This is a genomic window from Streptomyces sp. NPDC053426 (assembly GCF_055585405.1).
Genome location: NZ_JBVJKE010000007.1, coordinates 96,788 through 122,818, shown reverse-complemented (window position 1 = coordinate 122,818; position 26,031 = coordinate 96,788). Strand labels below are relative to the sequence as shown.

General features: G+C 71.7%; 22 protein-coding genes and 2 pseudogenes. 16 read left to right on the top strand and 8 right to left on the bottom strand.

Features of this window, described 5'->3' with window-relative positions; translation table 11 throughout:
• Positions 1-20 precede the first annotated feature (20 nt).
• The 8 genes from ACZ62B_RS16230 (at position 21) to ACZ62B_RS16195 (ending at position 6,183) form a co-directional block, all read left to right on the top strand.
• Positions 21-269 carry an acyl carrier protein gene (locus tag ACZ62B_RS16230; protein ID WP_468877654.1) on the top strand — a complete coding sequence of 83 codons (249 nt, stop codon included), beginning with the start codon at positions 21-23 and terminating at the stop codon, positions 267-269.
• Positions 270-273: 4 nt separating this feature from the next.
• Entirely contained in the window at positions 274-726 is a 453-nt protein-coding gene (locus ACZ62B_RS16225) for an SRPBCC family protein (RefSeq protein WP_073931338.1), read from the top strand.
• Positions 723-1,922: a methionine adenosyltransferase gene (gene metK, locus ACZ62B_RS16220; RefSeq protein WP_468888473.1), complete on the top strand. Its 1,200-nt coding sequence runs from the start codon at positions 723-725 to the stop codon at positions 1,920-1,922. The genes ACZ62B_RS16225 and metK overlap by 4 nt, the downstream gene beginning before the upstream one ends.
• Before the next feature lie 34 nt (positions 1,923-1,956).
• Positions 1,957-2,940 (top strand): carbohydrate kinase family protein, encoded by a 984-nt coding sequence (locus tag ACZ62B_RS16215; protein WP_469690790.1) that lies wholly within the window; start codon positions 1,957-1,959, stop codon positions 2,938-2,940.
• The gene (locus tag ACZ62B_RS16210; RefSeq protein ID WP_468877643.1) at positions 2,937-3,455 is read left to right on the top strand and encodes a methyltransferase family protein; all 519 of its coding nucleotides are present in this window, start codon (positions 2,937-2,939) and stop codon (positions 3,453-3,455) included. The genes ACZ62B_RS16215 and ACZ62B_RS16210 overlap by 4 nt, the downstream gene beginning before the upstream one ends.
• 13 nt (positions 3,456-3,468) lie before the next feature.
• Positions 3,469-4,308: a cyclase family protein gene (locus tag ACZ62B_RS16205; RefSeq protein WP_468877639.1), complete on the top strand. Its 840-nt coding sequence runs from the start codon at positions 3,469-3,471 to the stop codon at positions 4,306-4,308.
• The gene (locus ACZ62B_RS16200) at positions 4,305-5,576 is read left to right on the top strand and encodes an acyltransferase domain-containing protein (protein WP_469690788.1); all 1,272 of its coding nucleotides are present in this window, start codon (positions 4,305-4,307) and stop codon (positions 5,574-5,576) included. The genes ACZ62B_RS16205 and ACZ62B_RS16200 overlap by 4 nt, the downstream gene beginning before the upstream one ends.
• 73 nt (positions 5,577-5,649) lie before the next feature.
• Positions 5,650-6,183 carry a TetR/AcrR family transcriptional regulator gene (locus ACZ62B_RS16195; protein WP_073931344.1) on the top strand — a complete coding sequence of 178 codons (534 nt, stop codon included), beginning with the start codon at positions 5,650-5,652 and terminating at the stop codon, positions 6,181-6,183.
• Positions 6,184-6,403: 220 nt separating this feature from the next.
• On the opposite strand, the gene ACZ62B_RS16190 is transcribed toward ACZ62B_RS16195, so the two are convergent.
• From ACZ62B_RS16190 to ACZ62B_RS16175, 4 genes are all read right to left on the bottom strand, one after another.
• Entirely contained in the window at positions 6,404-7,603 is a 1,200-nt protein-coding gene (locus ACZ62B_RS16190; protein WP_469690786.1) for an FAD-dependent oxidoreductase, read from the bottom strand.
• Positions 7,604-7,636: 33 nt separating this feature from the next.
• Positions 7,637-9,181 carry an MFS transporter gene (locus ACZ62B_RS16185; RefSeq protein WP_468877625.1) on the bottom strand — a complete coding sequence of 515 codons (1,545 nt, stop codon included), beginning with the start codon at positions 9,179-9,181 and terminating at the stop codon, positions 7,637-7,639.
• 88 nt (positions 9,182-9,269) lie between these two features.
• A complete protein-coding gene (locus ACZ62B_RS16180) occupies positions 9,270-9,911 on the bottom strand; it encodes a response regulator transcription factor (RefSeq protein ID WP_468877622.1) in 642 nt (213 codons plus the stop codon).
• 473 nt (positions 9,912-10,384) lie between these two features.
• Positions 10,385-11,791: an MFS transporter gene (locus tag ACZ62B_RS16175; protein WP_469690783.1), complete on the bottom strand. Its 1,407-nt coding sequence runs from the start codon at positions 11,789-11,791 to the stop codon at positions 10,385-10,387.
• 478 nt (positions 11,792-12,269) lie between these two features.
• Here ACZ62B_RS16175 and fusA point away from each other — a divergent pair, with 478 nt between their 5' ends.
• Positions 12,270-14,321, top strand: a complete 2,052-nt coding sequence (fusA, locus tag ACZ62B_RS16170; protein ID WP_468877614.1) for an elongation factor G — start codon at positions 12,270-12,272, stop codon at positions 14,319-14,321.
• A gap of 113 nt (positions 14,322-14,434) precedes the next feature.
• On the opposite strand, the gene ACZ62B_RS16165 is transcribed toward fusA, so the two are convergent.
• A complete protein-coding gene (locus tag ACZ62B_RS16165) occupies positions 14,435-16,228 on the bottom strand; it encodes a coagulation factor 5/8 type domain-containing protein (RefSeq protein WP_469690779.1) in 1,794 nt (597 codons plus the stop codon).
• A gap of 261 nt (positions 16,229-16,489) precedes the next feature.
• Here ACZ62B_RS16165 and ACZ62B_RS16160 point away from each other — a divergent pair, with 261 nt between their 5' ends.
• Genes ACZ62B_RS16160 through ACZ62B_RS16145 form a run of 4 tightly spaced genes read left to right on the top strand, consistent with a single transcriptional unit; the run spans position 16,490 to position 21,055 of the window.
• Positions 16,490-17,806 (top strand): ABC transporter substrate-binding protein, encoded by a 1,317-nt coding sequence (locus ACZ62B_RS16160; protein WP_344558422.1) that lies wholly within the window; start codon positions 16,490-16,492, stop codon positions 17,804-17,806.
• A gap of 14 nt (positions 17,807-17,820) precedes the next feature.
• Positions 17,821-18,810 carry a carbohydrate ABC transporter permease gene (locus ACZ62B_RS16155; protein WP_344558423.1) on the top strand — a complete coding sequence of 330 codons (990 nt, stop codon included), beginning with the start codon at positions 17,821-17,823 and terminating at the stop codon, positions 18,808-18,810.
• A 17-nt stretch (positions 18,811-18,827) separates the two neighbouring features.
• Complete coding sequence (locus ACZ62B_RS16150) at positions 18,828-19,667, top strand: carbohydrate ABC transporter permease (RefSeq protein WP_344558918.1); 840 nt, start codon at positions 18,828-18,830, stop codon at positions 19,665-19,667.
• Between the two features lie 29 nt (positions 19,668-19,696).
• Positions 19,697-21,055 carry a GH1 family beta-glucosidase gene (locus ACZ62B_RS16145; protein WP_344558424.1) on the top strand — a complete coding sequence of 453 codons (1,359 nt, stop codon included), beginning with the start codon at positions 19,697-19,699 and terminating at the stop codon, positions 21,053-21,055.
• A gap of 106 nt (positions 21,056-21,161) precedes the next feature.
• Here the strand turns inward: ACZ62B_RS16145 and ACZ62B_RS16140 are convergent, their stop codons facing one another.
• Entirely contained in the window at positions 21,162-22,919 is a 1,758-nt protein-coding gene (locus ACZ62B_RS16140) for an NlpC/P60 family protein (RefSeq protein ID WP_469690775.1), read from the bottom strand.
• A gap of 418 nt (positions 22,920-23,337) precedes the next feature.
• Between ACZ62B_RS16140 and ACZ62B_RS16135 the strand changes: the two genes are divergently transcribed.
• Positions 23,338-23,502 carry a hypothetical protein gene (locus ACZ62B_RS16135; RefSeq protein WP_469690773.1) on the top strand — a complete coding sequence of 55 codons (165 nt, stop codon included), beginning with the start codon at positions 23,338-23,340 and terminating at the stop codon, positions 23,500-23,502.
• A gap of 34 nt (positions 23,503-23,536) precedes the next feature.
• Here the strand turns inward: ACZ62B_RS16135 and ACZ62B_RS16130 are convergent.
• Positions 23,537-23,650, bottom strand: a pseudogene (locus ACZ62B_RS16130) (tautomerase family protein); the annotation flags it as partial.
• A 117-nt stretch (positions 23,651-23,767) separates the two neighbouring features.
• Here ACZ62B_RS16130 and ACZ62B_RS16125 point away from each other — a divergent pair.
• A pseudogene (locus ACZ62B_RS16125) lies at positions 23,768-24,417 on the top strand (MmyB family transcriptional regulator); the annotation flags it as partial.
• 33 nt (positions 24,418-24,450) lie between these two features.
• Entirely contained in the window at positions 24,451-25,518 is a 1,068-nt protein-coding gene (locus tag ACZ62B_RS16120; RefSeq protein WP_469690771.1) for a Kelch repeat-containing protein, read from the top strand.
• Positions 25,519-25,622: 104 nt separating this feature from the next.
• Here the strand turns inward: ACZ62B_RS16120 and ACZ62B_RS16115 are convergent, their stop codons facing one another.
• Entirely contained in the window at positions 25,623-25,916 is a 294-nt protein-coding gene (locus ACZ62B_RS16115) for a contact-dependent growth inhibition system immunity protein (RefSeq protein WP_469690767.1), read from the bottom strand.
• Positions 25,917-26,031: the final 115 nt, after the last annotated feature.

Genomic DNA, 26,031 nt, shown 5'->3' with positions numbered 1-26,031 from the left:
TGAAGGAGTCAGTGAGCCGGATGAACGTTCGGGAAGAAGTGGTCGACGTCCTGCGGGGCGTCGGGTTCGACGCCGGGGAACTCGAGGACGGCCGGCACCTCGGCCGCGACCTCGACATCGACTCGACCGAGCTGGTGGAGATCGTCGTCGCCCTGGAACAGCGCTTCGGGATCGACATCGACGCCGAGACCGAGGGCGGGTTCACCACCTTCGGCGACCTCGTGGCCTGCGTGACGCGCCTGCTCCCGGCCGTCGCGGGAAGGGGATGAGACCGTGCCGCGCATCGAGAACAGCATCGTCATCGAGGCCGACGCCGGCCAGGTCTTCGACGTCACCAACGACATCGCCCGCTGGTCGGAGATCTTCGACGAGTACAGCGACGCCAAGGTCGTCTCCCAGGAGCGGGAGGGCCGCTGGACCGAGATCGTCTTCGAGCTCACCAACGCCGAGGGCGCGAGCTGGCGTTCCTGGCGCATCCTGGACCACCGCGGACTCGTCGCGGTCGCCGAGCGGCGTGACCCGCTGTACCCGTTCCGGTACATGCACCTGAGGTGGAGCTATCACCCGGTACCGGAGGGCACGCTGATGACCTGGGTCCAGGACTTCGAACTCGACGAGAAGTTCGAGGTGCCGCTGGAGACCGTCCTGGAGCGGATGAACGACCACACCCGCCACAACCAGGCCGGCATCAAGCGGAAGATCGAGTCCGGGGCCGTACAGCCGTGACCCGGCGCCTGTTCACGTCGGAGTCGGTCACCGAGGGACACCCCGACAAGATCGCCGACCAGATCAGCGACGCGGTCCTGGACGCCCTGCTCGCCCAGGACCGCGACGCCCGGGTGGCCGTGGAGACCCTCGTGACCACCGGTCAGGTGCACATCGCCGGCGAGGTGTCCAGCAGCGCCGGGATCGACGTCGCCGCCGTGGCCCGGGAACGGATCCTCGCCATCGGCTACGACTCCTCCGCCAAGGGCTTCGACGGCGCGAGCTGCGGGGTGAGCGTCTCCCTCGGCCGGCAGTCACCCGACATCGACCGGGGCGTCTCGGACGCCTACGAGTCCCGGATCGAGGGACACGCGGACGCACTGGACCGGCTCGGCGCCGGCGACCAGGGGCTGATGTTCGGCTTCGCCTGCGACGAGACGCCGGAGCTGATGCCGCTGCCCATCACCCTCGCCCACCGGCTGTCCAGGCGCCTGTCCGACGTGCGCAGGAACGGCACGGTCCCCTACCTGCGCCCGGACGGCAAGACCCAGGTCACCGTCGAGTACGACGGCGACCGCCCGGTCCGGCTGGACACGGTCGTCATCTCCAGCCAGCACGCCCGCGACATCGACCCGGACACGCTCCTCGCCCCCGACCTGCGCGCCCACGTCCTCGATCCCGAACTTCCCGCGCTGGCCGGCGTCCTGGACGTCTCCGGGGTGCGGCTGCTGGTCAATCCGACCGGCCGCTTCGAGGTCGGCGGCCCCATGGGCGACGCGGGCGTCACCGGTCGGAAGATCATCGTCGACACCTACGGCGGCATGGCCCGCCACGGCGGCGGCGCCTTCTCCGGCAAGGACCCCTCCAAGGTGGACCGGTCGGGCGCGTACGCGATGCGCTGGGTCGCCAAGAACGTGGTGGCGGCCGGCCTGGCCGCCCGCTGCGAGGTGCAGGTCGCCTACGCCATCGGCACCGCCCGCCCCGTCGGCCTGTTCACGGAGTGCTTCGGCACCGAGACCGTGCCGGTCGCCACCGTCCAGCGTGCCGTCACCGAGGTGTTCGACCTGCGGCCGGGAGCCCTGGTGCGCGATCTGGACCTGCTGCGCCCGATCTACTCCCGGACCGCCGCCTACGGGCACTTCGGCCGCACCGGACCGGAGTTCACCTGGGAGGCCACCGACCGGGCCGACAAACTCCGGCAGGCCGCCGGGGTCTGACCCGCACCGACGCAATCCCTCAGGAGGCTCCAGGGTGCGTATCGCCGTCACCGGGTCCATCGCGGTGGACCATCTCATGTTCTTCCCGGGCCGCTTCACCGAACAACTGGTACCCGACCGGCTGCACAGCGTCTCCCTGTCGTTCCTGTGCGACCGGCTGGAGACCCGGCGCGGCGGGGTCGCCGCCAACATCGCCCTGGGCCTCGGCCGGCTGGGCCTGACGCCCCTTCTCGTGGGTGCGGTCGGAGCCGACTTCGCCGACTACCAGGTGTGGCTGAAGCAGCGCGGCGTCGACACCGACTCCGTGCTCGTCGTGCCCGGCGGGCACACGGCACGGTTCGTCTGCACGACCGACGCCGACCACAACCAGATCGGCGCCTTCCACCCCGGGGCCATGGGGGCGGCCTGCACCATCTCACTGCACGAGGTGGCCGAGCGGGCCGGGCCGCCCGACCTCGTGGTCGTCTCGCCGAACGACCCGGCGGCGATGCTCCGGCACACCGAGGAGTGCCGCACCGCGGCCCTGCCGTTCGTCGCCGACCCCTCGCAGCAGATCGCCCGCCTGAACCGCGCGGACGTGCAGTTCCTGCTGACGGACGCCCGCTGGCTGTTCACCAACGAGTACGAGTCGGCGCTGCTCCAGGAGAGCACCGGCTGGAGCGCCCGGCGCGTTCTGGAACGGGTCGGGACCTGGGTGACCACGCTCGGTGCCGCCGGGGTGCTGGTCGAGCGCTCCGGCCACGAGCCGCTCGTGGTGCCGGCGGTCCCGGACGTCACGGCCGTCGAACCGACCGGCGCGGGCGACGCGCTGCGCGCCGGGATGCTCGCCGCCGTCGCCCGGGGCGTCCCGGTCGAGGCGGCGGCCCGGCTGGGCTGCGTCCTCGCCTCCTTCGCCCTGGAGTCGGCCGGCACCCAGGAGTACACGGTGAGCGCCCGCTCGCTCGCGGCCCGGCTCCGCACCGCCTACGGGGAGCGCGTGACGACCGCGCTCGCCCCCGTGCTCGGGAGCATGCCGTGAGCCGTGTACGGACACTGCGCGCGGAGCCCCTGCTGATCCCCCTGGTGGTGGCCGGCGCGGTCCCCGCGGCGCTCGGCCTGTGGCTGCAGGGCCCTCCGGTGCCGGGCGGGGGCGTGCTCCGTGCGACCGGCGGGCTCGCCCTGGTCCTGCTCGGCGCCTGGATGACCGCGGACGCCGTGGACCGTGTCTACCTGCGCCAGCCCACCCCCCTGGGCGACCGCCCGCCCGAGCGGCTGGTCCGGTCGGGCTGGTACGGGGTGATCAGGAACCCCATGGCCGCCGGGATGACCCTGCTCCTGGCCGGTGAGGCCCTGTTGTGGTCCGCGACGGCCGTCCTGGTCTGGGCCGCGTTCGTCCTGGCCGTGTCCTGCGTGACCACCGTCCGGATCGAGGAGCCGGGGCTGAGGGCGGCCTTCGGGGAGCAGTACGCCGCCTACCGGCGCGCGGTGCCCGGGTGGATCCCCGGCACCGCGAGGACCACCGGCCGCCGGACCGAGCACCGGCGCACGCCCTGAGTGAGGAGTAGTCGTGTACGTCGACCTGAGCATCCCCGTCAGCCGCCGGGCCCCCGGGGTCGAGTTCGAGCAGTGGCTCCACCGGGACGGCATCCGCCACCTCTCCCGCCGCATACGGGCGTTGCCCGGCGACAGCCGCAGGGACCGGCTGGTCAACCACTGGCGGTGGCTGACCGGCCGCCGCCGGCTGAGCCCCCGGGACCTGCCGGACGGCTGCTTCCTGTCCAACGAGTTCTACCGCATGTCCGTGCACCAGGGCACGCACGTGGACGCGCCCTTCCACTACGGACCCGAGTGCGAGGGACGCCCCGCCAAGAAGGTCATGGACCTGCCGCTGGAGTGGTTCCGCGGGCCCGGGGCCGTGCTGGACGTCCGGGCCTGCGGGAACAGGGTGACCGCGTCCGACGTCAAGGAGGCGCTGGCGGGCTCCGGGGCACACGTCGGGCCCGGAACCGTGGTGCTCTTCCGCACCGATTCCGATCTGCGCCTGGGCACACCCGAGTACCACACGCGGTCCACGGCGATCACCCCCGGAGCCGTCGACCACCTGCTGGACCTCGGCGTGAAGGTCCTCGGCACGGACTGCTGGAGCTTCGACGGGCCCGCCCGCGACATGGTCGAGCGCTACTACGCCTCGGGGGACCGCGACGTCCTGTGGCCCGCCCACATGCACGGCAGACGACGGGAGTTCGTGCAGATCGAAGGGCTCGCCCGGCTCCGGGAGATCCCCGAGGGACCCTTCACCTTCACGGCCTTCCCCGTGGCCCTGGCCGACGCGGGCGCGGCCTGGTGCCGGGCGGTGGCCGAAACGGCCCGCGCCGGCGAGGGCCCGGCGACGGGGCGGCGGCCATGACCGCGGACCACGCCACCCGCCTGCTCCTGCTGTCCGCCCCCAGTGCCGGGAAACTGGCCGGCCTCGCACGCGACACCGCGGCCCGGCTGACGCGCCCCGGCGGCCCCCCACTGCCGGAGGTGTGCGCCCGCGCCGCCGACGGCCCGCACGCCGCCCACCGGCTGGCCGTCACCGGACGCACCGCCGAGGAGGTCGCCGCCCGCCTCGACGCCCACCTGGCCGGGGAGACGGTCCGCGAGGTGCACACCGGGGTCGCCGAGAGGACCGCGCGCGTCGCGTTCCTCTTCAGCGGGCAGGGCGCGCAGTTCGCGGGCATGGGACAGGGGCTGTACCGCACCGAGCGGGTGTACCGGGAGACGTTCGACCGCTGTGCGGAGGCGGCCCGGCCGTTCGTCTCGACGCCGTTGCAGCGGCTCCTCCACCCCGACGCGGAGCCCCACGCCGTGCACCGGACGGCGCACGGCGCGCTCGGCACCTTCTGCGTGAGCACGGCCCTCGCCGAACTGTGGCGCAGCCGGGGCGTCGAGCCCGCGGCGGTGCTCGGCTTCAGCTCCGGCGAGTACGCGGCCGCCGCCTGCGCGGGCGTGCTCCACGTGGAGGACGCGGTGCGGCTGCTCGGTACGGAGATCACCCTGGCGGAACGGGTCACGGACGGCGCGATGGCGGTCGTCGCCCTGGACGAGCGCACCGCACTCGACGTGCTCGGGGACTTCGAGCCGACGGTGGGGATCGCGGCGGTCATCTCACCGGGGGAGGTGTCGCTGTCGGGACGGGCCGCCACCCTGGCCCGGATCACGGAGCGGCTGGGCGCCTCGGGAACCCGGGTCAGCAGACTTCCGGTGCCGGCGGGACTGCACTCGCCGCTCCAGGAACCGGCACTCGGCGAACTGGCCGCCGCCGCGGAGGGGGTGCGCACCCGTGCTCCGCGCGTGCCCTTCGTCTCCACCGTCACCGGGCGCCCGCTGGAGGCCGGACAGCTCACCCCGGCGTACTGGGGGCGGCACATGCGCGGTCCGGTGCGGTTCCTGGACGCGATCCGCGCGGTGGACGCGATGGGGGTACGGGCCTTCCTGGAACTCGGGCCGGGACGGGCGCTGGTGGGGCTCGGTGCCCGCTGTCTGCCGGGCGGCGGACGTCTCTGGCCGGCCTCGTTGGGCCGCAGTACCGACGGCACGGGGACGATGCTGGACGCCCTCGGCCGGCTGTACACGGCCGGGACGCCGGTGAGCCGGTCCGCGGTCGGCGCGGGGACCCGTACGACCCCTTGACACCGATATAATCCGCGGAATGGTTCAGGGAGAGAACACTCGGCCGGCTCCGGGGCGGCCGCGCAGCGCGGAAGTGTCCAGGGAGATCGTCCTGGCGGCGCTCGCGTTGTTGCGGGAAAGAGGGCCGACGGGAGTCACCGTGGAGGCCGTGGCCCAGCGTTCCGGGGTCGCGAAGACCACGATCTACCGGCGTTACAGGGACCGTTACGAGCTGCTGCGTTCCTCCCTGGCCTTCGTGGAGGACATTCCCGAGCCGCCGGTGGGAATCGCGGCCCGGGAAAGGCTGCGGAATTTGCTTGAGCAATTCAGGCGCGGTGTCGAGGACGTGGTGGGGCTGCGCGCCCTCGCCGCGGTGTTGCACGGTGACGAGGACCCGGAATTCACCCGCGCCTTCCGCGAGACCATTCTCCGTCCCCGCCTGGACGTCATGCTCGGAACGCTGCGCACGGGGGTGGCGGCGGGGGAGCTGCGGGCCGACGTGGACCACGAGACGGTGGTGAGCATGCTGGCGGGCTCCTACATCGCCCGCTCCGTCACCCAGGGCACGCCGCCGTCCGACTGGGCCGATCGGGTCCTGGACGTCATCTGGCCGTCGATCCGCGCCTGACGCGGTTCGGTGGCCCGGACACGCCGGCCACGGAACCGCCCCGCGTGTCCGGCCACCCCGCACCCGACGGGGCCGTCGTCCCGGACGCCCGTGCCGTTCACGGAGCCCGTGCCCCGCGTTCGCCCGCCGGCGCGACACGGGGCCGGGCGGGCCGGCCGCGCCCTTGCCCGTCCCCCCTCCCCGGCGGCGTCCTCCGCCGTCCGGCCCTTCCCGCACCGTGTCAGTCCACGTGCTCCGGGCGCAGGCCGACGCCGATGAACTGGGCCGTCCAGCGGGTCAGGAAGGGGAAGCGGCGGACGACGCGGGCGGCCAGGGGGCGTTCCACCGTGGTCCTGCGGTCCTTGGGGTACAGGTCGGCCAGCATGTGCACCTGGGCCGTCTGCACCGCCCGCACCGGCAGGGAGCGGCGCCGCTGGACCGCGGCCAGCTCGCGCCGGCCGGGGGTGCGGCCGGCGCGCAGCACCGGACCGAGCATCCGCGCGGCGGCCACGGCGTCCTGCACGGCGAGGTTGATGCCCACCCCGCCGGCCGGCGACATCGCGTGGGCGGCGTCGCCGATGCACAGCAGCCCCGGCCGGTGCCAGGTGCGCAGTCTGTCGACGCGCACGCTCAGCAGCTTCACGTGGTCCCAGTCGGTGATCTCCCGGCCCAGACGCGCGGCGAACGGCCCGTGCACGGAGGCCACGTCGGCGTGCAGCCGGTCCAGGCCCTCCGCGCGGACCGTCTCGTAGGCGTTCTGCGGGATGACGTAGGCGATCTGCCAGTAGTCACCGCGGTCGATGGTGACCAGTACGAAGCCGGGGCCGGTGTGCAGGAAGCTCATGGTCTCGCCCGGCTCCCGGCTCAGCCGGAACCAGAGCACGTCCATGGGGGCCGCGGACGCCGAGACGGGCAGCCCGACGGACCGGCGCATGGTGGAGTGCCGGCCGTCGGCGGCGAGCACGAGGTCCGCCCGGACCTCCAGCGGCCCGTCCGGCGTCACGGCCCGCACCCCGCGGACCCGGTCGCCCTCCCGGATCACCTCGGTGGCCTCGGCCTTCTGGAACAGCCGGAAGGTGTCCAGTTCCTGGCCCTTGCGCGCGAGGAAGTCGAGGACGTCCCACTGCGGCATGAACGCGATGTACGGGTGGGTGCCGTGGATCTTCGCGAAGTCGGCGAAGACGGTGGGACCCGCGGGCGTCTGCACGGTGATGGTGCTGACCTTGCTGTGCGGGATCCGCAGGAACTCGTCGATCATCCCCAGTTCCTCGATGATCCGCAGGGTCGAGGGGTGCACCGTGTCCCCGCGGAAGTCCCGCAGGAAGTCACCGTGTTTCTCGAGGACGGTCACGTCCACGCCCTGCCGGGCGAGCAACAGGCCCGCCATCATGCCCGCGGGTCCACCGCCGACGACGACGCACCGGCTGGTCAGGGTCTGCACAGTCTGCTCCTGTGGTTGACGGTGTCGCGGGGATCAGTGCCCCGCGGCGATCGGAAGGGGCTCGCCGTCGGGCCCGGTGGTGACGAGGTCGCGGCTGCGGATCAGGGGGAGGACGACGACCGCCCCCACGAAGGCCACCACCGCGGCGACGGTCAGGATCGAGTTGAGGCCGTCGACGAACGCGCCCTGCGCCGCCCCGGCGAACACGCCGCGCTGCTCCCCGGGCAGTCGGGCGAGCACGGGACCGACCTGGCCGGAGGCCACCGCGTGGCCGAGTTCGCCGGCCCGGGCCTCCAGCGGGGTGCCCATCAGCGCGTCGTGGACGCCGTCCCGCACCCGGTCGGCGAAGACGGCGCCGAGCGCGGCCACCCCCACGGCGATCCCCATGGAGCGGCAGGTGTTGCTCAGTCCGGAGGCGACGCCGACCCGGGCCGGCCCGACCGCGCCCATCGCGGCGGCGACCACGTTCGGGTTGACCAGGCCGACGCCGAGACCGGTGACCAGCTGACCGGCGAGCAGGCCCGTCCAGTCGTCCGAGGCGGAGATGCCGCCCATGAGCAGCAGCCCCGTACCGATACAGGCCAGACCCGCGGAGACCAGCAGGCGGGCCGGCAGCAGGGTTCCCAGGCGGGCCGCCACCGCGGACGCCACGAAGATGGAGAGGGTCAGCGGCAGCAGCCGCAGTCCCGCGGCCAGCGGTTCGTGGCCCAGCACCGTCTGCAGGTACAGGGTCAGGTACAGCAGCAGGGCGAACGCCGTCGTGCTCATGGCCAGTACGCCCAGCGCGGCACCCGTGGTGGTGATCTTCTCGAACAGCTCGCCCGGCAGCATGGGATCGCGCCGGACCCGTTCGACGACGACGAAGGCGACGAGGGAGACGCCCGAGACGATGAACGCGCTCACCACCGGAGCGCTGCCCCACCCCTCCTCGTTGGCCCGCAGCAGGGCGAAGGAGAGCGTGCCCAGGGCGGTGCCGAGGGTGAGGAAGCCGGGCCAGTCGATGGCGCCCGGCCGCTCCGCGCGGGACTCGTCGACGCGCATGACGGTGGCGACGAGGGCCAGGATCCCGACCGGAAGATTGACCAGGAAGATCCATCGCCAGCCCACGCCCTCCACGAGGATCCCGCCGGCGAGCGGTCCCACGGCCAGGGCGGCACCACTGACCGCGCCCCAGACGGCGAGTGCCACATGACGTTCCTTGTTGCCCGGGTAGGCGGCGGCCAGCAGCGCCAGGGACGTGGCCAGCAGGGCGGCGCCGCCGATCCCTTGCAGCACCCGCGCCAGATTGAGCACCAGCGGACTCTGGGCGACCCCGCACAGCAGGGACGCCAGGGTGAAGACGGCCATCCCCCAGGAGAAGACGGCTCGTCTGCCGAACCGGTCGGCGAGCGATCCCGCCGTGAGCAGGGCGGCCGACAGCGCGACGGCGTAGGCGGCCACCACCCACTGCAGGTCGGTGAGGGACGCGTCGAGCGCCTCCTCGATGTCGGGCAGTGCGATGTTCACGATCGTGACGTCGAGGAGCAGCATGAAGCTGCCCACCGACACCACGCACAGGGTCCACCATCGGTTGAGCACGGCGTCGCCCCTCCCGGTCCGGAGACAATACGATACGCTACGGGTAGCGTATCGTATTGTCTCCGGGGTGGACGCGGGCGAAGGGGGGTCAGGTCTCGGCGACCGGCTGCGGGCGGAACTCCGGGCAGCGCAGGGCGTACAGGGCGGTCTGGAGGCGGTTGCGGGTGCCCAGTTTGGCGTAGATGCGGCTGAGGTAGTTGCGTACGGTCTTGGGGGTGATGCCCAGTCGGGCGGCGATGTGGTGGGTCTCCTGGTCGTCCGCGACCAGGAAGAGGATCTCCCGTTCGCGCCGGGTGAGCAGGTCGAGGGGTGAGGCGTTGCGGCTCAGTCCGCCGGAGACGAGTTCGAGGACCTGTCCGGCGGCCGCGGCGGACAGGGCGGCGCCTTCGCGGTGCACGGTGAGCAGGGTGTCGCGCAGTTCCTGGGCGTCGATGTCGCGCGAGAGGTAGGCGTTGGCGCCGGCCACGAAGGCCTCGCGCATGTGGATCGGCTGCTGGCTGGACGCCAGGACGATGATGCGGACGTGCCGCGAGTCCTGGCGGATCGCCCGCGCGGTGTGCATGCCTCCGTTCCCGCCCGCTCCCAGGCCCATCACGACGAGGTGCGGATGATGTCGTCGCAGTTGGCACAGCGTGGTGGCCTCGTCGTGTGCGACGGCCACCACCGAGAATTCATGAAAACTCTGCAGTAGATTCCGGAAACCTTCGGCGACCAGCCGTTCGGTGTCCATGAGTAAGATCCGAATCGATGGCATCGGCGACCCTCCGTCGTATTCACGATCGTGTAGAGAGTGCGCGGGTGCATCGAGATGCCCCCGTTGTCGGCCTGTCCTCCGTTGTCGGAAAAGTGGCCCACTGTCGGCCGATGGTACACGACTGCCCGTACTATTTTCGGACAAGGCCGGGAAGTTGATGTGCGTGTAACGCGTGCTTATCGCGGGCGAGACTCTCCATTCTTGTCGTTTTCTGCACGCTGGTAATTGAACATCTGACTTCTTTCCTTTGTGTGACGGGTGTGATTCGGCCGCCACGGAGGGCGGACGGCGGCTGCCGGTGGCAGGGGAAAGCAATTTCCCCGCCGCGTGCGACGGCCCGTGCGGGACTGTCCGCCGAGGAGCCGCCGGTCCGCTCGCGAGGACGCGCCGCGGCCCCCTTCCGTTCCCGGACGGGGAGGAAGGGGGCCGCGGTGCGGGTACCGGGCGGCTCAGGGGGCCGTGGCGGTGGCGGGCGTCCGGTCCCGGCCGGAGTCGCCGTCGGCCTCGCCCTCGTCGAGTCCGACGTCCTTCGTCTCCTTGCCGAGCAGCAACGCGACCAGCGTCAGCAGCGCCATCGAGGAGAGGTAGACGCCGACCAGCCACGGCGAGCCGTCGCCGGCCTCCCACAGGGCGACCGCTATGAACGGGGCGACGGCCGCGCCGAGGATCGAGCTGACGTTGTAGGAGATCCCGGAGCCCGTGTAGCGCACGCTCGTCGGGAAGAGCTCCGGCAGCAGCGCGCCCATCGGGCCGAACGTCATGCCCATCAGCGTGAAGCCGAGCACCAGCCACAGCACCACGCCCAGCGTGCCCATGCCGATCAGCGGCACCCACACCAGCCCGAAGACCAGGATCCCGGCGGTGACCAGGATCAGTGTGGAGCGCCGGCCGTACTTGTCCGCGAGCGGACCGGAGACCAGGGTGAACACGGCGAAGAACAGCACCCCGAAGATCATCATCAGGACGAACGTCGTGTAGTCGTATCCCAGGCCGGGCACGGCGGCATCCTCCGGCGTACGGCCGTAGCTCAGCGAGAACGTGGTCATCAGGTAGAAGAGCACGTACGTCGCCAGCATGAAGAAGGTGCCGAGGACCAACTGCTTCCAGTGGCCGCGGAAGACGGTGGCCAGCGGCAGCTTCCGCACCAGCCCGGCCTCGCGGGTCCTGGAGAAGACCGGCGCCTCGACCAGGCGCATCCGCACCCACAGGCCGATCGCGACCATCACCGCGGAGAACAGGAACGGGATGCGCCAGCCCCAGCTCAGGAAGGCGTCCGAGGGCTGGGACGGGTCGGCACCCGCCGCGGACGGCAGCAGCGCGCCGATGATCAGGAAGAGCCCGTTGCCGATGATGAAGCCGAGCGGGGCGCCCAGCTGTGGGAACGTGCCGTAGAGGGCGCGCTTGTGCTTCGGGGCGTTTTCGGTGGCGACCAGGGCCGCGCCGCTCCACTCGCCGCCGAGCGCGAAGCCCTGCGCGAGCCGCATCACCACCAGCAGCGCGGTGGCGACCCAGCCGGCCTGCGCGTAGGTGGGCAGCACGCCGATGAGGAAGGTGGCGATGCCCATGGTGAGGAGCGAGGCCACCAGTGTGCCCTTGCGACCGAGCCGGTCACCGAGGTGTCCGAAGACCACGGCGCCGATCGGGCGGGCGACCATCGCGGCGCCGAACACCGCGAAGGACGACAGCAGCGCCGTCGTCGGGTCGCTGCTCGGGAAGAAGAGCTTGGGGAAGACCAGGACGGCGGCGGTCGCGTAGATGTAGAAGTCGTAGAACTCGATCGTCGTGCCGATGAGGCTCGCGATGAGCACCCGGGACCGCGAGTTGACGGGGGCCGGGCCGGTGGTTGGTGCGGGCATTTCACGGTCTTTCCGGGGAGGAGCGGTCACCGGCGGCGTACGCCGGCGGCCCGCACCGCGCCGCGCGTCCGCCTCGCGGGAGGCCGCGCAAACAGTGTGGGCCATACAACGATCTCAGACATCTCACTGGCCAGAAACGTCGTACCAACATGTGAGACGTGAATATTGCGTGGCCCGGCACTCCCCTCCGTCCCTACACTCACCGCACAGACGCCGCCCGCCACCGGGCCGCGCATCCATGACCAGTGGGGGGAGACGGGCCGTGCGTGACCACGCCACCGCTGTCGCTCCCCGTTCCCGGTCCCGTCGGTCCGTGGTGATCCTGGTGTCTCCGGCCGTCCGGTGCCCGCCGCGCGGCCGGCACCGGATGCCCGTGACGCACGTCTGATCCTCGACGCCCCCTCCGACCGGGGCGCCCGACGCCGTGCGCCGGGAAATCGCGCTGCCCTTCTCCGGAACATCCGAAAGGCCACGGGCCATGCGCACCAACCCCCTCGCCACCGTCCGCAACCTGGGCATCCTCGCCCATGTCGACGCCGGCAAGACCACCGTCACCGAGCGGATCCTGTTCGCCACCGGCACCACGCACAAGCGCGGTGAGGTGCACGACGGCACCACCGTCACCGACTTCGACCCGCAGGAACGCGACCGGGGCATCACCATCTTCGCCGCCGCCGTCAGCTGCGCCTGGGACGGTCACCGGATCAACCTCATCGACACTCCGGGCCACGTCGACTTCGCCGACGAGGTGGAGCGCTCGCTGCGCGTCCTCGACGGCGCGGTCGCCGTGTTCGACGCGGTCGCCGGTGTGGAGCCGCAGAGCGAGTCGGTGTGGCGGCAGGCGGACCGGCACGGTGTGCCGCGGATCGCGTTCGTCAACAAGATGGACCGGGCCGGCGCCGACCTGGACACCGCCGTCGCCTCCATCCGGGAACGGCTGCACCCCGCACCCCTGGCGGTGCAGTTGCCGATCGGCGCGGAGGACACCTTCACCGGTGTCGTCGACCTGCTGCACATGCGTGCCCTGACCTGGACCGACGAGGGCCGGGTTCGCGATGCGGCACCGGTGCCGGACGAACTGCGCGAGGAGGCGCGCAGACGACGCCGACTGCTGGAGGAGGCCGTCGCCGAGCTGCACCCGGGCGCGCTGGAGGAGTTCTGCGGCACCGGCGCGCTCGGCACCGGCACGCTCACCGAAGCCCTGCGGGACCTGACCCGCGGCGGTGACGCCGTCGTCGTCCTGTGCGGCTCCGCCTACCGCAACCGCGGCGTCGAACCACTGCTGGACGCCGTACTCGCCTACCTGCCGTCGCCCCTCGACGTGCCGCCGATACGCGGTACGCACGAGGGAGACGGCACCGAACAGCGGCGGACCGCCGACCCGGCGGCCCCGCTGGCCGCCCTCGCGTTCAAGGTGAACGCCACCGCCACCGGGCGGCTGACCTACCTGCGGGTGTACTCGGGAACGATCGAGAAGGGAGACACGGTGTGGGACGCCACCGCGCGGCGCTCCGAGCGCGTCGGGCGCATCCTGCGCGTACAGGCCGACCGGCACGCCCGGTTGGACCGGGCGGTCGCCGGGGACATCGTCGCCGTGGTCGGGCTCAAGTCCGCCCGCGCCGGCTCCACGCTGTGCGCGCCGGACGCCCCGCTCGTCCTGGAGCCTCCGGGGGTCGCCGAGCCGGTCGTCTCCGTGGCCGTCGAGGCACTGAAGGGCACGGACACCGGGCGTCTGGCGTCGGCACTCGCGCGGCTCGCCGAGGAGGACCCCTCGCTGGTCGTGCGCACCGATCCGGAGACCGGCCAGACGGTGCTCTCCGGCATGGGCGAACTGCACCTGGAGGTCGCGGTGGAGAAGATCCGGCGTGATCAGGGACTGGGCGTCAACGTCGGCCGCCCCCGGGTCGGTCACCGGGAGACCGTCGGCCGGGGTGTGTCCGGGTTCGTGTACCGGCACGTCAAACAGGACGGCGGGGCGGGCCAGTTCGCCCATGTGGTCCTCGACGTCGAACCACTGGACTCCCCGGAGTCCGGCTTCGAGTTCCGCTCGGCGGTCGTCGGCGGGCGCGTGCCGCAGGAGTACGTCCGTGCCGTCGAGGCGGGCTGCCGGGACGCGCTCGCCGAGGGACCTCTCGGCGGACACCCGGTGACCGGGCTCCGTGTCACGCTCACCGACGGGTCGACCCATGTGAAGGACTCCTCGGACACCGCCTTCCGCACCGCCGGCCGGTTCGGACTGCGGGACGCCCTGCGGGCCTGCGCCATGGTCCTGCTGGAGCCCGTCGTCGAGGTCACGGTCACCGTGCCCGAGGACGCGGTGGGCGGAGTGCTCGGCGATCTGGCCGCGCGCCGCGGCCGGGTGACCGGTTCCGTCACCCGGGCGGGCGCGACGGTCGTCACCGCGACCGTGCCGCTGGCCGAACTGTTCGGCTACGCGACCCGGTTGCGCAGCCGCACCCAGGGCCGCGGCACCTTCACCACCCGGCCCACCGGCTACGCCCCCGCACCGGCCCCCGCGCCCGTGCGGTAGGCGCGGCACGGCGGCCCCTCCCGCGACTCAGCCGGGAAGGGCCGCCACCGGTGCCGCAGGGGCGCGCCCGGCCGTCGGCGTCGGCCATGGCGTGCCCCCCCCCGGCGCCGGGATCAGGGGTACGACACCACCGTGGACGGCACCGTGTCGGTGCCCGAGGTCGGGGCTCCGGTGTCGTTGATGACGCACTCGTACTGCCCGTGACCGCTCAGCGAGACGACCAGCAGGTGGTGGAAGCGCACGCCCGGACGGTCCGGGGCGGCGAAGCCGTGGTGCTGGACGATGCCCGGGTTCACGTTGTAGTAGCAGTAACTGCCCATGCCCCAGCCCTCGTGGGTGGTGACGTGGTCGCCGACCTTGTACGCGGCGTAGCCCTTGACCGAGCCGTTCTGGACGGCGGCCTGGTCGGGGGCGTCGTACGCCTTCTCGTTCTGGAAGAAGACCGTGCGGCCGCGTTCGCCGTTCCACTGCACGTCGTACTTGTTGAAGTGCTCGACGAACAGGCCGGTGGCGAGCACGTCGTCGCCGTTGACGACGACGCCGTAGTCGCAGCGGTTGGTCTCCCAGCCGACGCCTTCGCCGTGGTCGGCGCGCCAGACCCAGGTGTGGTCGACGATGGTGTGCCGGGCGTTGATCACCATGCTGGTGGTCGCCTTGCCGGGACCCGCCCCGCCGATCCGGACGAACACGTCCTGCACGGTGATGGGGTTCGCGGAGTGGTCGCGGGAGGCGCCGTCCGGCCCGACCTCCAGCAGGACGGGCGAGTCGACCGGCCCGGCGTCGATCAGGAAGCCCGCCAGCCGTACGCCGTCGACGTCGGCGACCTTCAGGGCGGTGACGCCGTTGTCGGGGATCAGGGTGGCGTAGCCGAGACCCAGGACCACCGTGCCCGGGCGGTTCACGCGGACGGGCCGGTCGACGTGGTAGATCCCCGGCGTGAGCAGCAGGTCGAGTCCCTGGTCGAGCGCCTGGTTGAGGGTCTCAGCCGAGTCGCCGGGCTTCGCGACGTAGAAGCGGTTCAGCGGCTGGGACGCGCCCCGCGGGGTGCCGTTGCCCCAGGTGACGCCCCGCGCGTCGGTCCGCAGCGAGGGCAGGAAGACGCGGTACTGATCGCCGTCGAGGTACAGGAAGGGCTTCTCGCGGGAGATCGGTGTCCGGTCGAGTGTGGTGTACGGCGGGTCGGGGAAGCTCTGCGCGGGGGCGCCCTCGACGCCGGAGAACACCATGTTCCAGACGGCGTTGGTCCAGCCGCCGACCGCGCTGTCCCGGGTGTACCACTGCTGCTGCGAGTACGGCCCGACCGTGCCGTCGATCCGGCTGTCGGCGATGTAGCCGCCGCTCGCCCAGCCGTAGCCGGACGGGGCCAGATCGAGTCCGCCGCGCACGTGCATCCGCCGGAACGGCGCGGCCTGCGCCACCGCCCACCGGTTGGTGCCGTTGGTCGGGACGAGCGCCAGGTTCTCCGCCGAACGCCAGAAGTTCTGCGTGGCGTTGCCGTCGAACCAGCCGGCGTCGACCGTCACGTCACCGTTGATGGTGGTGTCGTCGGGGGAGAGGCCGAGCCCGGAGACCGAGGTGTAGAAGCCGATCTGGGCGTCGATCCCGTGGTAGGTGCCGGGCTTGAACAGCAGTTGGTAGCGGCCGGTGCCGAACTGCGCCGACTCCTGCCGGGCGAACACCTCGTCGAGCCTGGCCTGGATGTCCGGTGTGGACGGGTCGAAGACGATCACGTTGGGGCCGAGGTCGCCGCCGCCCTTCAGCCGGCGCGGTTTCCGGCGTCTCGCCGCGGGCGCGGCGGAGGCCGCCGAGGGCAGTCCGGTCAGGACCGGAGCGGCGGCCGCGGCGCCGAGCACGGTGCGGCGGCCGATGGCCGGTGGCCGGGAGGACGACGGGGAGTCGGACGTCATGGGGCGGCTCTCCTGGTTCAGGAAGTGAACGGCGTGGGGTGCTGGGAGCGCTCTCTCGCCGCTGAATGGTTCATCCCCGGAACAGATGAGTCAAGGGGTGCGGCGAGAGTCGGGTGAGTCCGTCGAAACCCTTGACGTTCTGTCTTGGGAGGGTTTAACTCACGTCCTAAATTAAGCCGTGAGGTGCGGCCTTCGTGTGAAGGCCGCCGCCTTCGTGCAAGGGCATCGCCCCCTGCACCCCGGAAAGGGACATCAGGAGCCATGCGCAGTATCCGAGCCGCGGCCACAGGCGCCGTCATCCTGTCTCTCGCACTCGCCGCCTCGGCCTGCGGAGGCGGATCGAGCACGGGCGGCGGGTCCAACGACTCGCCGAAGGAACTGACCTACTGGGCCTCCAACCAGGGCGCCAGCATCGAGATCGACAAGAAGGTCCTCCAGCCCGAGCTCGACAAGTTCGAGAAGGAGACCGGCATCAAGGTGAAGCTGGAGGTGGTCCCCTGGTCCGACCTGCTCAACCGGATCCTCACCGCCACCACCTCCGGCCAGGGCCCGGACGTGCTGAACATCGGCAACACCTGGTCCGCCTCCCTCCAGGCCACCGGCGCCCTGCTGCCCTGGGACGCGAAGAACTTCGACAAGATCGGCGGCAAGGACCGCTTCGTCGACTCCGCGCTCGGCTCCACCGGCGTCGAGGGCCAGGACCCGGCCGCCGTCCCGCTGTACTCGATGGCGTACGCGCTCTACTACAACAAGCAGATGTTCGCCGACGCCGGCATCGACGGCCCGCCGGCCACCTGGGACGAACTGATCGCCGCCGGCAAGAAGCTGTCGAAGGACGGCAAGTGGGGCATAGGGATGGAGGGTTCGAACCCCTCCGAGAACATCCACCACGCCTTCGTCCTCGCCGAGCAGCACGGCGCCGACTTCTTCACCGCCGACGGCGAGGCCGACTTCACCAACGACGGAGTGGTCACGGCGGTCAAGCAGTACGTCGACCTCATGGCCAAGGACAAGATCATCGCTCCGGGCAACGCCGAGTACGCCCAGAACCAGTCGGTCAGCGACTTCGCCAAGGGCAAGACCGGCATGCTGCTGTGGCAGTCCGCCTCCGCCAACCTCGAGTCCCAGGGCATGAGCGAGGACGCCTACGGCATCGCCCCCGTGCCGGTGCAGTCCGGCACCCCCGGCCCCGGCAAGCAGGTCAACTCGATGGTCGCCGGCATCAACCTCGCCGTCTTCAAGAACACCGACAACCTCGACGGCGCCACCGAGTTCGTGAAGTTCATGACCAGCGACGCCGAGCAGAAGATCCTCAACACGGCGTACGGCTCCATCCCCCCGGTCAAGGCCGCCCAGGAGGACGCCGCCTTCAACTCCCCGGCCAATGCCGTACTGAAGGACACCCTCGCCAAGAGCGCCGTCGCCCTGCCGCAGGTCTCCGACGAGTCCCAGTTCGAGACCGCCGTCGGTACGGCCATCAAGGAACTGTTCGCCGACGCGGCAGGCGGACGCGAGGTGACCACCGACTCGGTGAAGGCCGCGCTCACCAAGGCGCAGCAGCAGATGCCCAAGAAGTGAGTTCCGACACCGCCATGACTGCCACTGCCCCCGCAGCGGAGGCCACCGTGCGAAAGAGCTCCCCCGGTGCGGCGCGCGGCCCCCGCCGCCGCCCCGGGCGGATCCGCCGCATCGGACTGCCCTATCTGCTCCTCCTGCCCGCCCTGCTCCTCGAACTCCTCGTCCACCTGGTGCCGATGGTCATCGGCATCATGATGAGCTTCAAGGAACTCACCCAGTTCCACATCCGCGACTGGGGCACCGCCCCCTGGGCCGGCTTCGACAACTACTCGGTGTCGGTGGACTTCGACGCCCCCGTCGGCAAGGCCCTGCTCGACTCGTTCCTCGTCACCATCGCCTTCACCCTGCTGTCCGTCGGCCTGTGCTGGCTGATCGGCACGGCGGCCGCGATCTACATGCAGGACACCTTCCGCGGCCGCGGCCTGCTGCGCGCCCTGTTCCTGGTCCCCTACGCCCTGCCGGTCTACGCGGCCGTCATCACCTGGGTGTTCATGTTCCAGCACGACAACGGCCTGGTGAACCACGTCCTGCACGACCAGCTCGGCATCACCGACAAGCCGTCGTTCTGGCTGATCGGCGACAACAGCTTCATCGCGCTGCTGATCGTCTCGGTGTGGAAGGGCTGGCCGTTCGCCTTCCTCATCGTGATGGCCGGCCTGCAGAACATCCCGCGCGAGCTGTACGAGGCCGCCGCCCTCGACGGCGCCGGAATGCTCCAGCAGGTCCGCCGCATCACCCTGCCGTCGCTGCGCCCGGTCAACCAGGTCCTGGTCCTGGTGCTGTTCCTGTGGACGTTCAACGACTTCAACACCCCGTACGTCATGTTCGGCAAGGCGGCGCCCGAGGCGGCGGACCTCATCTCGGTCCACATCTACCAGGCGTCCTTCGTCACCTGGAACTTCGGCACCGGCTCCGCGATGTCGGTCCTGCTCCTGCTGTTCCTGCTCGTCGTCACGGGCGTCTACCTCGCACTCACCTCGCGCGGACGGAGGACCGCCCCATGAGCCTGCCCCGGTCCCCGATGGCCCCGCCCCGCTCCTTCCTGTGGTCCCGGCGGGTCTTCCTGACCCTGCTCACCGGCTTCGTGCTGGTCCCGGTCTACGTGATGATCTCCAGCTCGCTGAAGCCGCTCGCCGACGTCACCGGCGAGTTCCGCTGGCTGCCCACCGAGTTGACGATCCGCCCGTACATCGACATCTGGTCCACGGTCCCGCTCGGCCGCTACTTCGTGAACTCGCTGATCGTGGCGGGTGCGGCGACCGTCTGCTCGGTGGTGATCGCGGTGTTCTCCGCGTACGCCGTCAGCCGTTACGACTTCCGCGGCAAGCGCGTCTTCACGGTGACCGTGCTGTCGACGCAGATGTTCCCGGGCATCCTCTTCCTCCTCCCCCTCTTCCTCATCTACGTCAACATCGGCAACGCCACCGGCATCGCCCTGTTCGGCTCGCGCGGCGGCCTGATCCTGACGTACCTGACCTTCTCGCTCCCGTTCTCCATCTGGATGCTGATCGGCTACTTCGACTCCGTCCCGCGCGACCTGGACGAGGCGGCGATGGTGGACGGCTGCGGCCCGCTCGGCGCGCTCTTCCGCGTCGTCGTCCCGGCGGCCGTCCCCGGCATCGTCGCGGTCGCCGTCTACGCCTTCATGACCGCCTGGGGCGAAGTCCTCTTCGCGTCCGTGATGACGAACGACACCACCCGCACCCTCGCCGTCGGCCTCCAGGGCTACTCCACCCTCAACGACGTGTACTGGAACCAGATCATGGCCGCCTCGCTCGTGGTGAGCGTGCCCGTGGTCGCCGGCTTCCTGCTGCTGCAGCGCTACCTCGTCGCCGGTCTGACGGCGGGAGCCGTCAAGTGACCGGCTCCCCCGAACCCGAAAGGACTTCCGTGACCATCGACTACGCCGCCCTCCCCGACGACTTCCTGTGGGGCACGGCCACCTCGGCGTACCAGATCGAGGGGGCCGTGGCGGAGGACGGCCGTTCCCCGTCGATCTGGGACACCTTCTCGCACACCCCCGGCACGATCGCGGGCGGCGACCACGGCGACGTCGCCTGCGACCACTACCACCGCTGGCGCGAGGACATCGGCCTGATGCGCCGCCTCGGCACCAACGCCTACCGGCTGTCCATCGCCTGGCCGCGCGTCGTGCCGGGCGGCGACGGCCCGGTGAACGAGAAGGGCCTGGCCTTCTACGACCGGCTGGTCGACGGCCTGCTCGAGGCCGGCATCACCCCGTCGGTCACCCTCTACCACTGGGACCTGCCGCAGATCCTCCAGGACCGCGGCGGCTGGCCCGAGCGCGACACCGCCGAGCACTTCGCCGCGTACGCCTCCGTCGTCGCCGAACGCCTCGGTGACCGGGTGAACCACTGGGCGACCCTCAACGAACCCCTGTGCTCGGCCTGGATCGGTCACCTCGAGGGCAAGATGGCCCCGGGCTGGACGGACCTGACGGCGGCGGTCCGCGCCTCCTACCACCTCCTGCTCGGCCACGGCCTGGCCGCCCGCGCGATCCGCGCCGCGGCCCCGGACGCCCAGGTCGGCATCGTCAACAACCTCTCCACGATCCACGCCGCGAGCGACAGCCCCGAGGACCGGGCGGCGGCGGCCCGCATGGACGGCCACACCAACCGCTGGTGGCTGGACCCCGTGCACGGCCGCGGCTTCCCGGAGGACATGCGCGAGGTCTACGGCGTCGAACTCCCGGAGAAGCAGGGCGACCTGGAGACCATCGCGGCCCCGCTCGACTGGCTCGGCCTGAACTACTACTTCCCGCAGGTGGTGGCCGCCGACCCGGACGGCCCCGCCCCCCACGCCGCGTCCGTGCGCCGGGACGGCGTGCCGCGCACCGGCATGGACTGGGAGATCGACGCGAGCGGCATCGAGGCACTGCTGCTGCGCCTGACGAACGAGTACGGCGCCCGCAAGCTCTACGTCACCGAGAACGGCTCCGCCTTCCCGGACGTCGTCCGCCCCGACGGCACCATCGACGACCCGGAACGCCAGGACTACCTGACCCGGCACCTGGCCGCCTGCGCCGACGCCGCCCGCAAGGGCGCCCCGCTGGCCGGCTACTTCGCCTGGTCGCTGCTGGACAACTTCGAGTGGGCGTACGGCTACGACAAGCGCTTCGGCCTCGTCCACGTCGACTACGACACCCAGGTCCGCACCATCAAGGGCACCGGTCACCGGTACGCGGACATCATCCGCGGCCACGGCGACCTCGCGCGGCGGGCGGCCTGACACCCTCACGTCACCGGTGAGCGCGGAAGGGCCGTCGAAGACCCGGAAGGGAATCCGACGGCCCGTGCCCGTCATGCCGCCGCGAGCCGGTCCGCGTGAGGCGGCATCAGATCCGGTGCACGGTGTGCAGGGTCCTGGCGTAGGTGCCCGTGCCGTCCAGCAGCGAGGCCCCGCCGAGGTCGGCCATGGTGGGCCCGTTGACGGTCTTGCGGCTGGAGAGGAAACGGCGCCGGCCGGCCGCGTCCTCGCCCAGGTGGATGCCGACGTGGTCGGCCGTGGCCGTCTGCCGGTCGTCGCCGGAGTCGGCGTTGAACAGCACCAGGTCACCGGGCTGGAGCAGCGCGGCGGCGGGCGGAGCGGTGCCGTCGGTCCGGTCGATGCGCACGCCGGGCGCGTGGTCCGCCATGTCCCGGGACTTGCGGGGCAGCCGCTGCCGGGAGGTGTCCTCGCCCGCCGCCAGCGGAACGCCCATGTGATAGCCGTACACCATGCGCGTGTACCCCGAGCAGTCGAGATTGCCGGCCTGCTCGCTGGACGGCCCGGTGTGGGCACCGTCGTCGAAGGTCCAGCCGATGCCCATGTACTCGTGGAAGTCGGCACCCTCGTAGCGGTAGCCCTGGGAATCCAGGTAGCCGTACCCGGCCTCTCCCAGCACCTGCTTGCCCCGGGCCGGTCCCGCCCCGGCCGTCACCGCCGGGGCTCCGCCGAGGAACATCGCGGCGTACGCGAGCACGTCCGGGGCCGTGGAGCCGGCCCAGCCGCGTACGACCTGGTCCAGCTCCTCGGTCCAGGTGCCGTCGAACGGCCGGGACAGCACACGCACCCAGTCGCCGTGGGTGACGCTCGGCGGGACGTCCCAGGTCGCGGCGTCCACCTGGAAGCGGCTGACGGAGAGCCTGACCGGCAGGTTGGCGCACCCCCTGTTGGCCAGGGCACGCAGGCCCACCCGGCCCTTGGCGAAGGTGGAGTCGCTGACGTCGACGTCCCATGCGGACGGTTCGGCCGACTCCGAACGCCACGCCTTGACCCGGATGCGAGAACCCTCGCGGCGCACCCGGATCGCCCAGTCGGTGTTCGCGGGCACCTCCGTGGCGAGTGTCAGGGCCGAGGCCAGCTGGGTGACGGTGTCGGCGACCTCCTTCTCGACGCGCAGCTGGACCGCGCCCGTGGTGAGGAAGGACAGCCGGGCCCGGTAGCTGTTGTGGGTGTCCTGGTATCCGAAGGACAGCGCGTACGAGCACGCCTCACCGGTGGGAACCTTGTCGAACGCGGCCACGGAGCGCACGTCGACGTCGGTGATCTCGCCGTCGCGCAGACTGGCGTGGCGACTGGCGTAGTCGGTGGTCAGGTCGATGATGCCGGTACCCGGCACTACCGAGTAGTCGGTGTCGACGGGCCCGAGGGTGGACCAGACGCCGCCGCCGGGGGAGGTGCCCCAGTGGTCCCGTTCCGCGACCGGCAGCGACAGGTCCGGCAGGGTGCGTTGGAAGTCGTCCACGAAGGGCCGCTTGTCCTCGGTGAACGTGCGCCGAGGTCCCGGCAGTACGACGGTCCGCGCGCCGTGGGTCAGCAGCGCGACACGTCTGCCGCCCGAGGTGACCTCGGTACGGGCCGGGGAGCCCGGCAGCACGGTCGTGGTGAGCGAGGTGTCGAGCGTCACCGGGGCGAAGTAGGAGGCGTCCAGCGGGGACAGGGTCACGGAGGACCGGGCCGCGGCCGACCCGGTCGCGGCCGCGAAGGGCTGCACGGACACGGGCACGGACGAGGCGGCGCGTGCCGGGGCGGCGACCGCCCCGGCCAGCGGAACAGAGGCGGCGGAGGCGGCGAAGGCGGTCAGCAGGGCGCGTCGGGAAGCATGGATCATGCGGCACATGTTCTCGTGTCCCGCACCCGGGCACGGCGCTCCCGGGAAATCTCCGGGGAGGGCGGAACGGGCCCGTCGTGAGGACGATCGGTCCCCGCCCCGCGGTCGACCGCCGCTCTGGTCGTCTCCAGGCGCCAGGGCTGCTACAAGTCCCACACCGGCGTCTTCGTCGACGACCAGGAGAAAGCCCTGCGCTTCTGCACCGGCGTGAAGGACGGAGTGACGCTGAGGTTCGAACCCGTGGTGTGGGGCCGGTTCCTCAAAACGGTCGTTCCCTGGATCTGCCCCGGACCGCTCCCTCATGGTGCCGACGGCGCGCGGTGCGTCCGGAGCCGTCGGCACGGGGCCCGCCGTCACCCGGCCCCGGAACCGGAGACGGTACGGCATGTTCCGCTGCGTGGGGCGGAACAACACAGACATGTCGAAGGGGACGCGCTCGACGCTCGTCGTTGTCCCTCTGGTCCGGAGCCTGTTCGCCTTCCCGTGGTTCGACAAGGGCTGCGACATCGCGGAGGCGTGCACGGCGGTCATCAAGTACGGGGTGCCGGAAGGGCTGGAACCCTTGCCGGCTTGTCACGGCTGAGGGCCTGCCGGGCCGTTGTCGTCGGTCACGAGGCGCGGGCCCGCTCACCGTAGATCTCCGCGTGCAGGTCGGTGGTGCGCTCGACGATCTTCTTCTTGTCCTCGGCGGTGAGGGTCCCCGCGGGGACCTTGAAGTCGACGAAAGGCATGGCTGTCCCCGAGCGGTCGGCGGTCCGGGAGGACCGGGCGTGGCTCACAGCGACGGCGGGGCCGCCCCGGCGAACCGGTGCGGAACGGAGGTCGCTGGTGGTCGTGTCCTCCACCCTGCGCGCCGGCGGCCGGCCGAACCAGGTGATGTCGTCCCCCGGGCCGGTGTCCCGGCCGGGCCCCGGCGCCGGGTGCCCGGGCTGCGCCGGGACGAGGCCGCCCGGCTCGCCGGGGCGTCGGTGGACCACTGCAACGAGCTCGAGCGCGGAGCCGGGTCCCAGCCGTCCGAGCAGATGATCGCCGCGCCGGCGCTCCTGGGAGACCGCTCCCGGTTCCGAGGGACCCGGGCCGGCTTCGTCCACCGGTGGTTCACGGAGGCCGACGCCCGGAGGCCGACCACGAGGCCCGGTCCCGTGCGTTCGTCGCCGACCTGCGGGCTGCGGCCGCCCGGCGGGACACCAAGGACGCCGAAGTCACGTCGATGATCCGTTCACTGAGGGACACCTCGCCCGAGTTCGCCGCGCCGTGGGCCGACCACGAGGTGGCCTTCCGGCGCGACGACCGCAAACGCATCCGGCACCCCGTCCTCGGCCTCGTCGAGGTCAACCTGCTCGACCTGCTCGCGGTCCTCGGCCCCCAGGACGTCGTCGACCCCGCACCCCGACAGGGCCCCGGCCGAGCCGGGTACGCCCCACCCCCGGGACGACATCCCCTGGTTGCCTCAGCCGCGGACAGAAACACTGAACGGGCCGAAGCCACCTGCTTCTGACGGAAGACCAGGCCCTGTGACAAGGAGTTTCCCATGCAGCGGCGGACAGTACTGCTCCTCGGCGCCGCCTTGGCGGTGTCCCCGGCCGTCGAGGCCCACGCGCATCCGGATCACCCGGCCTCCCCCGGTGGAACGCCCACCGTGGAAGAAGGCCCCTACCGCAGGGGCTGGCGGCGGCTCGCACCGGTCGCGAGCGGACCCCGGCAGGAGCACAGCGTCGCCGCCGTCGGCGACAAGGTCTACGTCATCGGCGGCATCGTCCCCGGGGAGTCCGGCGGCGTCACCACCACCACGCGGGTCGACGTCTACGACACGCGCCACGACACCTGGTCGGACGCGGCACCGTTGCCCGTCGCGATGAACCACCCCAACGTGGCGGTGGTCCACGGCCGGATCCACGTCCTCGGCGGGCTGTCCGGCGGATCCGAGTGGCAAGCCCTGCGCGACTGCTTCGTCTACTCCCCGCGCGCCGACCGGTGGCGACGGCTTCCGCCCATGCCCGCGGGCATCGAACGGGGGAGCGCCGCGATCGGCGTGCACGGCACGAAGATCCTCCTCGCCGGCGGCATGCGCGTCCTCGTGCCGGGTGCGGGCGGCCTTCAGGACACGGTGGACACCGTGTCCGCGTACGACGCCGTGACCGGCCGGTGGGAGAGCCTGCCGGGGCTGCCGCAGGCCCGCGACCATGTGGGCGGAGCCGTGGTCGGCGGGACGTTCTACGTGCTCGGCGGCCGGGACCGGGGGCAGGTGAACGTACGGGACACCGTCTACGCGCTCGACCTGCGCGCCCGCCGCTGGTCCGAGCGGGCGCCGATGCCCACCGCCCGCGGCGGCATCGCCGCCGCGGCCGTGGGGACGAGGATCTACACCTTCGGCGGTGAGGGCCGGCACGACGGCAGCAACCCGAACACGGTCTTCGACGAGACCGAGGCGTACGACACCGAGCGCGACCGGTGGCAGCGGCTGGCTCCCATGCCGGTGCCGCGCCACGGCACGGCCGCCGTCGCCGTACGCGGCACGATCCACATCCCCGGCGGCGGCGTCCGGGGCGGCGGCGCCCCGGTGGATGTCAACGACTCCTACCGTCCCGCCCACCGGTGAGCGCGCCCGCCGACACCGTGGACACCTGAGGCACTCGAAGACCGGCCGTGTCGCCCGACGGCACTCTCGCCGAGCGGCACGGCCGGTCTCCTCCTGGACAGCGGTCATTGACCACCCGTGTGGCGGGAGACGATGCCGGACACGTCGGCCGGCCACTGCCGGACTCCCACCCCGGTCGGGGGTGACACCTCCATGCCGAGGACCGAGGTGGCCTCCTTCAGATCCCTGTCCGTGGCCGTCAGGGCCCGCAGTTCTGCGATGTCTCCCACGAGCTGGTTCCGATCGGCCTCCGACGCCCCGGCCAAGCAGTCGTCGACGGCTTCACTGTGCGAGGTGTACTCGTCGAAGAAGTCCTGACGGAAACAGCCGCCGAGGAACTGGCTCAGCTCGGGAAACACTGGCAGATCTCACGCTGTCCCGGGCCTCATCACGGGCTTCCTGCGTGCCGGCGGTTCCAGCGGGTTGCGGGCACCGGGCGGCACCACCTGCTCGGACTGCCGATGTTCCAGGCCG

Excerpts from the sequence above, each read along its gene's own strand:
- ACZ62B_RS16230 (WP_468877654.1), top strand. The coding sequence starts at position 21 with ATGAACGTTCGGGAAGAAGTGGTCGACGTCCTGCGGGGCGTCGGGTTC.
- ACZ62B_RS16200 (WP_469690788.1), top strand. The coding sequence starts at position 4,305 with ATGACCGCGGACCACGCCACCCGCCTGCTCCTGCTGTCCGCCCCCAGT.
- ACZ62B_RS16180 (WP_468877622.1), bottom strand. The coding sequence starts at position 9,911 with ATGGACACCGAACGGCTGGTCGCCGAAGGTTTCCGGAATCTACTGCAG.
- ACZ62B_RS16175 (WP_469690783.1), bottom strand. The coding sequence starts at position 11,791 with ATGCCCGCACCAACCACCGGCCCGGCCCCCGTCAACTCGCGGTCCCGG.
- fusA (WP_468877614.1), top strand. The coding sequence starts at position 12,270 with ATGCGCACCAACCCCCTCGCCACCGTCCGCAACCTGGGCATCCTCGCC.
- ACZ62B_RS16165 (WP_469690779.1), bottom strand. The coding sequence starts at position 16,228 with ATGACGTCCGACTCCCCGTCGTCCTCCCGGCCACCGGCCATCGGCCGC.
- ACZ62B_RS16160 (WP_344558422.1), top strand. The coding sequence starts at position 16,490 with ATGCGCAGTATCCGAGCCGCGGCCACAGGCGCCGTCATCCTGTCTCTC.
- ACZ62B_RS16155 (WP_344558423.1), top strand. The coding sequence starts at position 17,821 with ATGACTGCCACTGCCCCCGCAGCGGAGGCCACCGTGCGAAAGAGCTCC.
- ACZ62B_RS16150 (WP_344558918.1), top strand. The coding sequence starts at position 18,828 with ATGGCCCCGCCCCGCTCCTTCCTGTGGTCCCGGCGGGTCTTCCTGACC.
- ACZ62B_RS16140 (WP_469690775.1), bottom strand. The coding sequence starts at position 22,919 with ATGATCCATGCTTCCCGACGCGCCCTGCTGACCGCCTTCGCCGCCTCC.
- ACZ62B_RS16135 (WP_469690773.1), top strand. The coding sequence starts at position 23,338 with ATGTCGAAGGGGACGCGCTCGACGCTCGTCGTTGTCCCTCTGGTCCGG.
- ACZ62B_RS16120 (WP_469690771.1), top strand. The coding sequence starts at position 24,451 with ATGCAGCGGCGGACAGTACTGCTCCTCGGCGCCGCCTTGGCGGTGTCC.